8 protein-coding genes are annotated in these 12,606 nt (G+C 31.5%); 1 reads left to right on the top strand and 7 read right to left on the bottom strand.

Annotation, left to right across the window (positions count from 1 at the left end; all coding sequences use genetic code 11):
* Window positions 1–35: 35 nt before the first annotated feature.
* The 7 genes from B5D15_RS06910 to B5D15_RS06880 all read right to left on the bottom strand — a co-directional run bounded on the left by B5D15_RS06910 (window position 36) and on the right by B5D15_RS06880 (window position 11,148).
* A complete protein-coding gene (locus B5D15_RS06910) occupies window positions 36–1,538 on the bottom strand; it encodes an NAD(P)H-hydrate dehydratase (RefSeq protein WP_078696394.1) in 1,503 nt (500 codons plus the stop codon).
* A gap of 2 nt (window positions 1,539–1,540) precedes the next feature.
* Window positions 1,541–1,900: a holo-ACP synthase gene (acpS, locus tag B5D15_RS06905; RefSeq protein ID WP_078696393.1), complete on the bottom strand. Its 360-nt coding sequence runs from the start codon at window positions 1,898–1,900 to the stop codon at window positions 1,541–1,543.
* Between the two features lie 72 nt (window positions 1,901–1,972).
* Window positions 1,973–2,347 (bottom strand): DUF6514 family protein, encoded by a 375-nt coding sequence (locus B5D15_RS06900; protein ID WP_078696392.1) that lies wholly within the window; start codon window positions 2,345–2,347, stop codon window positions 1,973–1,975.
* Window positions 2,348–2,642: 295 nt separating this feature from the next.
* Complete coding sequence (locus B5D15_RS06895) at window positions 2,643–6,968, bottom strand: 2-hydroxyacyl-CoA dehydratase (protein ID WP_078696391.1); 4,326 nt, start codon at window positions 6,966–6,968, stop codon at window positions 2,643–2,645.
* A 307-nt stretch (window positions 6,969–7,275) separates the two neighbouring features.
* Window positions 7,276–9,405: a heavy metal translocating P-type ATPase gene (locus B5D15_RS06890; protein ID WP_078696390.1), complete on the bottom strand. Its 2,130-nt coding sequence runs from the start codon at window positions 9,403–9,405 to the stop codon at window positions 7,276–7,278.
* A gap of 317 nt (window positions 9,406–9,722) precedes the next feature.
* The gene (gene trmB / locus B5D15_RS06885; RefSeq protein ID WP_078696389.1) at window positions 9,723–10,376 is read right to left on the bottom strand and encodes a tRNA (guanosine(46)-N7)-methyltransferase TrmB; all 654 of its coding nucleotides are present in this window, start codon (window positions 10,374–10,376) and stop codon (window positions 9,723–9,725) included.
* Between the two features lie 325 nt (window positions 10,377–10,701).
* Entirely contained in the window at window positions 10,702–11,148 is a 447-nt protein-coding gene (locus tag B5D15_RS06880; protein ID WP_078696388.1) for a zinc ribbon domain-containing protein, read from the bottom strand.
* A 307-nt stretch (window positions 11,149–11,455) separates the two neighbouring features.
* Here B5D15_RS06880 and B5D15_RS06875 point away from each other — a divergent pair, with 307 nt between their 5' ends.
* Window positions 11,456–12,592: an SLC13 family permease gene (locus B5D15_RS06875; RefSeq protein ID WP_078696387.1), complete on the top strand. Its 1,137-nt coding sequence runs from the start codon at window positions 11,456–11,458 to the stop codon at window positions 12,590–12,592.
* The last annotated feature ends 14 nt before the right edge of the window (window positions 12,593–12,606 follow it).

Raw genomic sequence — 12,606 nt, 5'->3', positions numbered from 1 at the left:
TTTCAATAATATTTATTCTGCAAAACTATTATATATTACAGTTTTACATATTTACCAATGAATTTAATAATATCCTTTGAAGTAAGTCCATATCCATAGGTTTCATATGCATCATCCCCAGCACGGCCATGAATATAGGAGCCTAATATACAAGCCTCGTAGGGAGTATAACCCTGGCCTATGAAGGAAGCTATAATTCCTGTTAAAACATCTCCGCTTCCTCCTGTTGCCATTCCCGGATTGCCTGTAGTATTTATATAAATATTATCTTCAAAGGCAACCACTGTGCTTGAACCCTTAAGAAGGGTAATACAGTTATATTCTCTTGAAAAATCAATGGCAATCTTTACTCTGTTTTCATTGATATAGTTTGTTGAAAACCCTGTAAGTCTTGCCATTTCACCAGGGTGAGGAGTTATTACAATTCTTGATTTTGCATTTTTTAATATGTCGTTGTTCCTGCTTAAAATATTAAGTCCATCAGCATCTATAACGAGAGGCTTTGTAGAATTTTCTATTAAGTACTCAATCATATCTATAAGTTTCTCTGAATTTCCAAGACCTATTCCTAATGCTATAACATCAGCCCTTTGAATAATTTCATCAAGCTGCTCCTTTTTTATATCTATAAATCCATCCTTTTCTTCGCATAAAACATAGGTTGCCTCAGGCACTAAAGCTCCAACTCTATCTGCAATTCCCTTTGGTATAACACAGCTTACAAGGCCGCTTCCCGTTCTTAAAGCTGCTTTTGCGCAAAGGCAGACTGCCCCTGACATGTTAAAGCTTCCACCTATTATAAAAAGCCTTCCATAATCTGATTTATTAGTATCGATTCCTCTCTTTTTTAAAAGGCTAAGCGGATATTTATCATAATTTGTTACAGCTTTTATTTTCTCATCCTCAATGCAGCTTTTTGGAATCGATATATTTTCTACATATACCCTTTTGCTGCTGTTTCTTCCTTCATTTAAAATATGGCCATACTTTAAGCACCCAAAGGTAACAGTAATATCTGCCTTTATATGAACTTTTGAAGCCTTTCCCGTATCGCTTTCTATACCAGATGGAATATCAACTGAAATAACATACTTGCCGCTTCTATTTACATTTTCTATTGCATCTTTATATTTCCCTGAAATCTCACCTTTAAAACCAGTTCCCAAAATAGCATCAATTATTAAATCGCAGTTTTCTAATTCACTAATAAATCTTTCTATATCACTTTTAACATCTATATTTAGTTTATTCAATATATCAAAATTAACTTTTGCATCACCTGATATTTTATTATAATCTCCAAAACAGTACACGCTTACATAGTATCCATTTATATGTAAAAGCCTTGCTATTGCAAAACCATCTCCTCCATTGTTTCCGGTTCCGCATAAAACTATTATTCTACTTGCATTATATTTTTTTATATATTTTAAAACTGATGCAGCTGCATTTTCCATAAGAACAATAGAGGGTATTCCATATTCTTCTATAGCCCTTTTATCTATTTCCTTCATCTGTTTTGAACTTGCAACGTACATAATTATCCCTCCGCAACAGCACAGGATACTGCATATTCTTTGCAGTGTGAAATTGAAACATTAATATTTTTAATCCCCATTTTGTTTGCAATATCTAAAGCCTTTCCATGTAGCAAAACTTTAGGGGCAGAATTAACCTTGATTATTTCAATATCAGTAAATTTAATACCGCTAAAACCTGTTCCAAGAGCCTTAGAAATTGCTTCTTTTGCGCAAAAATATCCTGCAGCGCTCTCAGCTTTTTTAATCTTAAGGTATTCCCTCTCCCCTGAGGTGAAAAATTTTTCCATAAACCTCGTATTATTTATGAGTTTTTCTATGCGATTTATTTCTATTATATCTGTCCCAACACCTATTATCATATTTCATCTCCTCCTTTTAATTATACTTCAATCTGTATAAAAGTTCAAAAAAAATAAGAGGTAAAATACCCCTTATACAGCAGCACTAATTTCTCCTCTTTCAAGATATACCTCTATATCAAAATCCCCAACCCATTCATCAGCATATTCTCCAGCAATATCTATAAGATGCAATGGAGAAACCCCATTATCCTTAAGGTAATCGATTAATTTCAACACCTTGCCCAAAAAAGGAGTCAAATAGTTTATAGAATCCTCAAAGGAAGAACACAATTTCCCCTTTTCATACAATTCGCTGATAACATCAATTCCATAGCAGGAAACTGAAAGTTTTTTCCCATCAACATCCATTTCTTTATTCGTTTCAATAACATAATATTTATATATACATTCCTTATCATCATCAAGTCTTGTCTTATATGAAGCTATTTCATTTTTATTATACACTTAAACTCCCCCCAACTATTAAAACTAAAAATAACCTATTTCTTATTTTTAATTTATTCTATCACTACTTTAAAAATATTTTTGTTGTTTCATGACAACAAGCAACAATATTTTTATTCAAATTTTTGACATAATATGATTTAATTTTTATGATATTTGTTATATATTCCCATTAATATAAATTATAGTATTTATATGTGTTTGAATTATGTCTAAATTGGGAAAATATTAGTGTAAAAAGTTTTAAAAAAAGGTATTCATGATTTTTTCAATATTTCATGAATACCTTTAAATCTTACATAATTATTTTTCTATCATTATGCCCCTCCAAAGGCATGTTTTTAAATCCTTCATAACTTTCTGCACTGCTTATTTTTACATTTTTGTCTTCACTCTTGTTTAAATTCTTAAATGCAACGGAGAGCATAAGTTTAATTCTGTTTAGCTGATTAACCTCACTTGCACCAGGATCATAATCAACTGCAACAATATTAGCCATAGGATACCTTCTTCTCATCTCCTTTATCATTCCCTTTCCTGTTACATGGTTTGGCAGGCACGCAAAGGGCTGCATACAAATTATGTTAGGAGCACCGCTTTCAATAAGCTCAATCATCTCAGCAGTTAAAAGCCATCCTTCACCGCACATATTTCCAATCGATAGTATCTGTGAAGCCTTATCTGCAAGCTCCTTAATTTTTCTTGGAGGTTCAAACCTTTTGCTATTTTTTAGAGCCTCTTTCATAACTTTTCTATAATATTCAGCCCCTGAAATTAATGCGTTAAATAAAATCATCTCTTTTCTGCTTCCTGAAAGATATTTGTATTTAAAATTGAAATCATAGGCAGAATACAGAAGAAAATCAATAAGCCCTGGAACTACCGCCTCCGCTCCTTCATTTTCAACTATTTTTACAACTTCATTATTTGCAGTTGGATGGTATTTAACCAGTATTTCTCCAACGATTCCTACTCTTGGCTTTTTAATGTCTTCGATTTCAAGATTATCAAAATCCTTTACAATGGATTTAACATTCTTTGCAAAGGTTATGTGATTCCCTGATATTACATTTTCAATACATCTTTGTGACCACTTTTCAAACAAAAGGTTTGCAGAACCTTTTATTTTTTCATAGGGCCTGACTCTTAATAAAACATTAAGGAATAAATCTCCGTAAACTAATGCAATCATGCTCTTATTTATTAAAGACGGTGTAATTTTAAATCCAGGATTTGTTTCAAGTCCTCCAGGGTTTAATGATACTACAGGAATATGAGAAAAACCTGCATCCTTTAGGGCTTTTCTTAAAAATCCTATATAGTTTGTAGCTCTGCATCCTCCTCCTGTTTGGCTTATCATAACCGAAGTATTGTTTAAATCATATTTTCCAGATTTTAAAGCCTCAATAATTTGCCCAACAACTATAATAGAAGGATAGCATGCATCGTTATTAACATATTTTAACCCTTCTTCAACAGCGCTCTTATCAACTGATGGAAGAATTTCAAGATTGTAGCCGCTTGCTCTAAAGGCATGTACAAGAAAATCAAAATGTATAGGCGACATCTGAGGCGCAATAATTGTATGATTTTTCTTCATTTCCTTTGTAAATATAACTCTTTTAAATGGCTCTCCTATCCTTTCAGGCTTTATATTCTGCCTATCCCTCTCTTCCATCGCAGCCTTTAAAGAGCGCATCCTGATTCTTGCTGCAGCGAGGTTGTTCACCTCGTCTATTTTTAGCAGAGTATATATTTTATTATGCCCTTCAAGAATTTCCTGTACTTGGTCAGTAGTTATAGCATCAAGTCCGCATCCAAAGGAATTAAGCTGAACAAGTTCAAGGTTGTCCTGATTTGCCACAAAGCTCGCTGCTGCATAAAGCCTTGAATGATACATCCATTGATCTACAACCCTTAAAGGTCTTTCTACCTCTCCAAGATGACTAATAGAATCTTCACTTAAAACTGCCATTCCAAGGCTGTTTATCATATCGTGAATACCATGATTTATTTCAGGGTCAATATGATAGGGACGTCCTGCAAGAACTATACCCTTTATGTTGTTTTCCCTTATATATTTTAATGCTTCTTCTCCCTTTTTCCTTACATCTTCCTTTACACATTCCATCTCTTTTAAAGCTTCATCAACTGCAATATTTATATCATCCTTTGAAACTTTAAAATCTTTTAATTCCTCAAATAATCGCAGCTTTAGCTTATCATAATCATCAAGGGATACAAATGGACTTATAAAGTTAATACCCTTTTCCCTTAAAACATCCATGTTATTTCTTATAACTTCCGGATAAGTTGATACTATTGGGCAGTTGTAATGGTTATCGGCAATATGGATTTCTTTATTCTCATAGGGTATACAGGGATAAAATATATTCTTGATTCCCTTATTTATTAAACTCATAATATGCCCATGGCTGATTTTTGCAGGATAACATGTGGATTCAGATGGTATAGTTTCTATGCCAAGTTCATAGATTTTTCTTGTGGAAGCTGGTGAAAGTTCAACCCTGAATCCAAGTTTAGTTAAAAAAGTAAACCAAAAGGGATAATTCTCATAAATATTTAAAACCCTCGGTATTCCTATAACTCCTCTTTTAGCTTCACTTTCACTTAAGGGTTTGTATTTAAATGTTCTATAGTATTTATACCTGAATAGATTTGGAAGAGGGCTGCTTTTAACAGTTTCACCCTTCTCTCCCCTTTCACATCTGTTACCTGAAACGAATTCCCTTCCATCGCTGAATTTATTTATAGTCAGAAGGCAGTTGTTTGTGCAAAGTCCGCACCTTCTCATTGTTATCTCTGATTTAAAATTATCTAAGTCTTCTTTACTAATAAGGGTGCTATTGTATCCTTCCTCAAATCTTTCCCGGGCAATAAGTGCTGCACCAAAGGCTCCCATAAGACCTGCAATATCCGGCCTTATTGCCTGCCTTTCAGATATTAGTTCAAAGGCCCTTAAAACAGCATCGTTATAAAATGTTCCTCCTTGAACTATTATCTTATTTCCCATCATCTTAGGATCTCTTATTTTAATAACTTTCAAAAGAGCATTTTTGATAACTGAATAGGAAAGTCCTGCTGATATATCCCCAACAGTTGCTCCTTCCTTTTGAGCCTGTTTTACCCTCGAATTCATAAATACGGTACATCTTGAGCCAAGATCAACTGGGTTTTCTGCTGAAAGCGCTGCACTTGAAAACTCCTTCGCTGTCATATTTAGAGAATGCGCAAAAGTTTCAATAAAAGAACCGCACCCAGAGGAGCAGGCTTCATTTAGCATTATGCTGTCTATTACTCCATTTTTAACCTTAAGGCACTTCATATCCTGACCGCCTATATCGAGTATAAAATCAACTCCCGGAAGGAAAAACTGCGCTGCTTTATAATGAGCAACCGTTTCTATTTCACCTATATCAACTGATAATGCTGCTTTTATAAGCCCTTCACCATATCCTGTGACAGCTGAATTTGCAATTTTAACTTCCCTTGGTATGATTGTATAAAGCTCTTTTAATATTTTTACTGTTGAACCTAATGGGTTTCCCTCGTTGCTTCCATAGTGGGAGTATAAAAGCTCTCCTTTATCATTTATAAGTACAGCTTTTGTGGTAGTAGAGCCTGCATCTATTCCAAGATAGCAATTTCCCTTTGCACTTTTAAGGTCTGCTCTATTAGCTTTATTCTTTTCATGCCTGTTTCTAAATTCTTCAAGTTCTGCTTCATCCTTAAAAAGAGGTCTTAACCTTTGCACCTCATTCTCTGATACTGTTTGGAGCACATGGAGCCTGTCCTTTAATTCCCTAAAAGATATTGCACTGCTATCAAAGGACGACAGAGCTGCACCTATCGCTACAAATAGCTGGGAGTTTTCTACAAATATAACTTCATTTTCTTTTAAATTTAGTGTTTCTATAAATCTTTTCCTAAGTTCCGATAGAAAATGCAGCGGTCCTCCAAGAAAAGCCACGTTCCCTCTTATAGGTCTACCACAGGCAAGCCCGCTTATTGTCTGATTTACAACCGATTGAAAAATTGAAGCTGCAATATCCTCCTTTGCTGCACCTTCATTTAAAAGGGGCTGTATATCTGTTTTTGCAAATACACCGCACCTTGCAGCAATAGGATAAATTACCTTATATCCTTTAGCAAGTTCATTAAGGCCGCTGGCATCGGTTTGAAGAAGAGCTGCCATCTGATCTATAAATGCACCGGTCCCTCCAGCGCAGGTGCCATTCATCCTCTGTTCAATGTTTCCTCCAAAATATGTTATTTTGGCATCCTCTCCTCCAAGCTCTATTGCAACATCTGTTTTTGGTATGTACCTTTCAACACTTTTTGTTCCTGCAATTACCTCCTGAACAAAGGGAATGCTGAGCCACTTTGAAACAGAAAGGCCTGCAGAACCCGTTACATTAACCGTTATATTATAACCTTTAAAACTTTTATAGGCTTCATTTATAAGCCCGGATATTATATTCTTTATATCTGAAAAATGTCTTTGATATTTGCTGTATAAAATATTACCCCCATCGTCAAGTATTACAAGTTTAACTGTTGTCGACCCTACATCAAGACCTAAATGAATTACGTTTCCCATGATATAATAGCCCTTGGCTATTTCGCCTCCTTATTATGATTTTAATTTTTAGTGTTATATTTTCTATATATATTATATATATGATACTTTGAGTTTAAGTTAAATAATTAAATCTTCGATAAAAAAATGTTCCCTTATAAAAGGAAACAAAATTTTATATTTAGTAAAATTCCTAAGCATCTAATTTGCAAGTATTTTTTTGCATTAATAATATATTATTCCTTTTTATGCATTAATGCAATATATAAATTTAAGTGCTTTTATTAAATTATAGGAATACATTTAAGTTGTATTCTCCAATATAATATTATTGTACTGTTCCTTTAGTTTTCATCGCTCTTAGAGAATTAAAAATAGCAATAAGTGCAACACCTACGTCTCCAAAAACAGCCTCCCACATATTTGCCATACCAAAAGCTCCAAGAACTAATAATACAACTTTTACACCAAGAGCAAATATTATATTCTGCCATACTATGCTCTTTGTTTTCTCTGCTATCTTTAAAGCCGTCAAAATCTTTATTGGATTATCGTCCATTATAACAATATCTGAAGCTTCAATTGCCGCATCAGAGCCTAATGCTCCCATTGCAATTCCTATATCCGCCCTTGCAAGAACCGGAGCATCATTAACTCCATCCCCAACAAATACAACCTTTTTATCCTTATCGATTCTTTCTTTAATTAATTCGAGCTTTTCTATCTTTTCATTTGGAAGAAGCTCAAAATAGCACTCATCTATATCAAGATTTTTCTTTACACTTTCTGCAGCATTCCTGCCATCTCCAGTTAACATAACTGTTTTTATTCCCCTATTTTTTAGAGAAATAATTGTATTTTTAGAATCCTTTTTTTCTTCATCACGAATGATTATATTTCCTATATATCTTCCATCAACTGCAACATAAATAATTGTACCGCTTTTTTCTTCCTTTATATTATTATAATCATTATTATCACCAAAAACATTTTTTAGAAGCTTTATATTCCCAACAAGCACTTCTCTATCAAATATCTTAGATTTAATTCCATAGCCCTGTATTTCCTCAAATTCTTTAATTTGAGTTTTATCAATGTCATCAGCGTAATATTGTAAAATAGACTTAGCTATTGGATGATTTGAATAACTTTCAGCATAGGCTGCATATTTTAAAACCTCGTCTTTACTTGCTTGATTAAATGTATTTATTTTAGTAACCTTAAAGGTACCCTCAGTTAATGTTCCAGTCTTATCAAAAATAATAGTATCTACAAAATTTAAAGCTTCAAGATAGTTGCTTCCTTTTATAAGTACTCCATTTTTAGAGGCTGCACCTATTCCTGCGAAAAAGCTTAATGGAATAGATATTACAAGAGCACAGGGACATGATATTACAAGGAAAATAAGCGCTCTATAAAACCACACCTTAAAATCCATTGATGTTAATAGTGGAGGTAATACTGCCAAAAAAACAGCTGTTATAACTACAATTGGAGTGTAATATCTTGCAAATTTTGTTATAAACATTTCTGTTTTAGCTTTTTTAGAGGCTGCATTTTCTGCCATTTCTAAAATCTTTGAAACCGTCGAATTACTATATTCACTTTCAACTTCTATCATAAGCATCCCATTTTTATTTACAAAACCTGATAATACTCTATCCCCCTCATCAACATTCCTCAAAAGCGACTCTCCTGTAAGAGATGATGTATCAACAAAGGATTTTCCATATACTACTCTTCCATCGAGGGGTATTTTTTCTCCAGGCTTTACAATTATTATCTCTCCGATTTTAACATCATTAGGCGAAACCCTTTCAAGTTTATTATTTCTATTGACATTAGCATAATCTGGTCTAATATCCATAAGGGATGCAATAGACTTTCTTGAACGCTCTACTGCAAGTTCCTGAAAAAATTCTCCTATTTCATATAGAAGCATAACTGCCACACCCTCTGGATACTGTCCTATAGAAAAAGCTCCAATCGTCGCTATAGCCATTAGGAAATTTTCATCAAAAACCTGTCCTCTAAATATATTTTTCACAGCTTTAAGAAGTACTTTACTTCCAATTAATATATAAACGATTAAGTATACAACAAATTGTAAATTTTTATTCCCCTTTAAAGCAAAGGCAGATGCATATATTATAATTGAAAGAAATATTTTAATTAATTCATTTTTATTATCTTTAAACATACTTATTTTGCTTTTTGGGTTTTCAGCTGCTTTATCTAAAACCCTGACATCTGGTTCAATCTCATTTACTATATTTTTTATTTCTCCTATAACTCTATCTGAGCTGCTCTTTTCCTTTATTTTAAAATTGAGCTTTCTGCTGATAAAATCTAAGGAAACCTCTTCAATTCCAGATATTTTTTTAACTTTATCTTCTATCTTTGAAGCACAGTTTGCACAACAGAGCCCCTCAAGTATTAATTCTTTTTTAGTACTCATTTTATCACCCCTTAAATATTTATAAGAAACACTTTAATATATGAATATCTGTTCATATATTAAAGTATACTGCTTTTTATGTTTTTAGTCAATCTAAAAATTATTATTCAATTTGCAAAATATGATTTTCAAAGTAAATATACACTATTATTTCATTAAAAAATTATTTATATCATTATTTTATTGTTATGCAAACAATCTACTAAGTTGCTATAAACTTAAAATATAAGTTACACTTTTATAATTTTAAGGATTAACAATTTAAACAAAAAAGTTGTTTTCAAATAATATATAATTACTTGAAAACAACTTAAAAATTAATTATATCTTGCTATAGCAAACATTATTTTAAAACCCATTGATGAAAATTTAGTTTCATACTCGGTCATAATATTCTCTTTAAAGTCACTATTGTGCAAATCATAGGTTATATACTCTATTTTAAATCCTGCTTCTTCAAAATACTCAATTGAGTCATTAAAAAAATCTTCATCATCAGTTTTAAACCAAATCTCTGAACCTCTTTTTAAAAACGATTTATATTTTTCTAAGAATCTTGTATGTGTCAATCTTCTTTTATTATGCCTTTTTTTAGGCCAAGGAGTACTAAAATTTAAATATATTCTTGAGATTTCATCTTTATCAAACATATCATTTATATATGCAATATCTGCTACCACGAGTCTCACATTATTAACTTCCATATTTTCCTTCTTAAATTTTTCTTCCACCTTTCTTTTAGCGTAAACTATCACCTCATCCTTTATCTCAATACCTATAAAATTTTTGTTCAACTCCTTAAAAGCATGTTCAGATATAAACCTTCCTCTTCCGCATCCCAATTCTAAATATATATCATTGTTGTTTTTAAAAACATCCTTCCATCTGCCTTTAAAATTCTTTGGATTAGTTACTACAAATCTGCAGCTTTCAAGTTCAGGTCTTGCCCAAGGTTTATGTCTTAATCTCATATTTTTCCTCCTGTTTAAGTTAAGGTTTTATATATTAAACTGTTAAACTTACGTTATATGCATTTATTATAAAATATTAATTAATATTTGAAAACTTATTATTAACCTTAAGAATGAATTTATCATTATAAATATTAACTTTAATTAATTCTTAAAATAAAAGAACCTATATATGAACTCTCTTTAATGAGTGCCTATATATAGGTTTCATCTAAATACATTTTTAATTTATGATTGCAACACCTTCAAAAGCCATGGTGTATTTTATTTTAAGTATAGGAATTGCTCCTTTAAGCTGTTTTGTTCTATTCTTTACCCTCCACTTTTAAATACTTTTCCCACACTCTTTGCAAAATTTAGCATTTTCATCATTTAAAGTTCCACAATATTTACACTTAATTTTAATTACTTCCTTATTATTCTTTATTGCAACTTTTTCAATATCCTTTATAACATCTATATTCTCAAGGGTGTCGTTAATCATACCTCCCTTTGCTTTATTAAAGGGTTTTAAGTCTTCTCTTGCCTTCTCAGGATCAAGCAGAATTCCTGATCCTGCTGCTCCCCTTGCTCCAATGCTGGTGAGAACAGCTCCTATCATAATAAAAATCATCCCAATCACTGCATTTTTGAAAAAGGTTGGTGGGCCAAAGGAAAAGCTAGGTTCAAAGCCAATAAAAAATGAGGACATAAAAAGTATTACACCAATTATTATAAAACCTAACCCAATATAATAGGTGATTTTTCTTTCCTTTGATATCTTATCTGTCATTTTTTCACCCCTTAAAAATTATTTTAATCTATCCATTAAACTATCTTTATTAAGTATAAATATTAATCTAATAAATTATATTTTCTACCTCATTACCCTATGATTATAAATTATTTATTATAGGTCGACTAAAATTCCAAAGAATCTTTAAAATTTCTTTTATATATGTTCCTTCCCTCTATATATTATTGCTGTTTTATGTTATAATTGATGAGGCATTTTTTTCTTAGCAATAATAATGTACAAAAAAATAATGGAATGAATTTTGTCACTTGTCAACTATGTGGCACTATCAAGGAGGAAAACCATGTCCCAAGCAGAATATGAGATAAGCTCAAATAAAATTAATTTTTTAATAGATTTTTTAAAAAAGGATATAGTTTTTACTATATCTTTAATTCTTGCATTATCGAGCTGTTTTTTATCCCTTCCAAAGACAAGCTATATTGATTTTAAAGTTTTATCCTCTCTTTTTTGCCTAATGGTAGTTGTAAAAGCCTTTGAAGATTTAAATTTGCTAGACTATATTGCAGTTTATATTTTAAACAAATGCACAAACATTCGAAGGGTTTCTTTAGTTTTAATAATTCTGAGTTTTTTTATGTCTATGTTTGTTACAAACGATATTTCACTTATTACTTTAGTTCCTTTATCACTTATAATAAGTAAAAAATCAAGTATAGACTTAATGTATACAATAATACTTCAAACCATTGCTGCAAACATTGGAAGCAGCTTAACTCCAATGGGAAATCCTCAAAATCTCTATATATTTTCATACTATAATTTAACAGCAAAGGAATTTTTCTCAACAATACTGCTTATTGCAATCTCAGGGCTTTTATTGCTTTATGTTTTAAGCAAGAGAAATCGTGATGAAAAAATAGACATTTCACTTAAAGGTACAAAAATTAAAAGCAATAGTCTTGCATTACTATGGATATCTTTATTTATAATTGTAGTTTTATCGGTTTTTGGAATTTTAGACTACAAGATAACATTTTTTTTAATAATTATTGCAGCTTTGATTTTGAATTCTAAACTCCTTTTTTTAATAGACTATCCTTTGCTTATAACATTTGTATGCTTTTTTATATTTATTGGTAATGTTTCTAATATGCCATTAATAAATAGTTATATGAAAAATCATTTAAACAGCAGCACATCTGTCTACTTTACATCAATAGTTTTAAGCCAGTTTATAAGCAATGTTCCTGCTTGTATTTTTCTCTCTAAATTTACAGATTTCTATAGGCATCTTCTTCTTGGTGTGAATGTAGGAGGATTAGGAACTCTAATAGCATCATTAGCCAGCATCATATCTTATAAACTTTATTTAAGAGAATATCCGCAAAAAAGCAAAGATTATATTGTAAAATTTACATTAAACAATTTATTAGCATTAATTATTTTAACGGTAATTGGAGCTGTTTTTCTTATATAAGAAACTTCAGCAAT

The organism is Caloramator quimbayensis (assembly GCF_900167605.1).
Classification (GTDB): Bacteria; Bacillota; Clostridia; order Clostridiales; family Caloramatoraceae; genus Caloramator_B; species Caloramator_B quimbayensis.
Note: the sequence above shows the minus strand (reverse complement) of the source record. Positions and strands in the feature narration are given on the sequence as shown.

Coding starts and splice junctions, on each gene's coding strand:
- B5D15_RS06910 (WP_078696394.1), bottom strand. CDS start 1,538: ATGTACGTTGCAAGTTCAAAACAGATGAAGGAAATAGATAAAAGGGCT.
- acpS (WP_078696393.1), bottom strand. CDS start 1,900: ATGATAATAGGTGTTGGGACAGATATAATAGAAATAAATCGCATAGAA.
- B5D15_RS06895 (WP_078696391.1), bottom strand. CDS start 6,968: ATGGGAAACGTAATTCATTTAGGTCTTGATGTAGGGTCGACAACAGTT.
- B5D15_RS06890 (WP_078696390.1), bottom strand. CDS start 9,405: ATGAGTACTAAAAAAGAATTAATACTTGAGGGGCTCTGTTGTGCAAAC.
- trmB (WP_078696389.1), bottom strand. CDS start 10,376: ATGAGATTAAGACATAAACCTTGGGCAAGACCTGAACTTGAAAGCTGC.
- B5D15_RS06880 (WP_078696388.1), bottom strand. CDS start 11,148: ATGACAGATAAGATATCAAAGGAAAGAAAAATCACCTATTATATTGGG.
- B5D15_RS06875 (WP_078696387.1), top strand. CDS start 11,456: ATGTCCCAAGCAGAATATGAGATAAGCTCAAATAAAATTAATTTTTTA.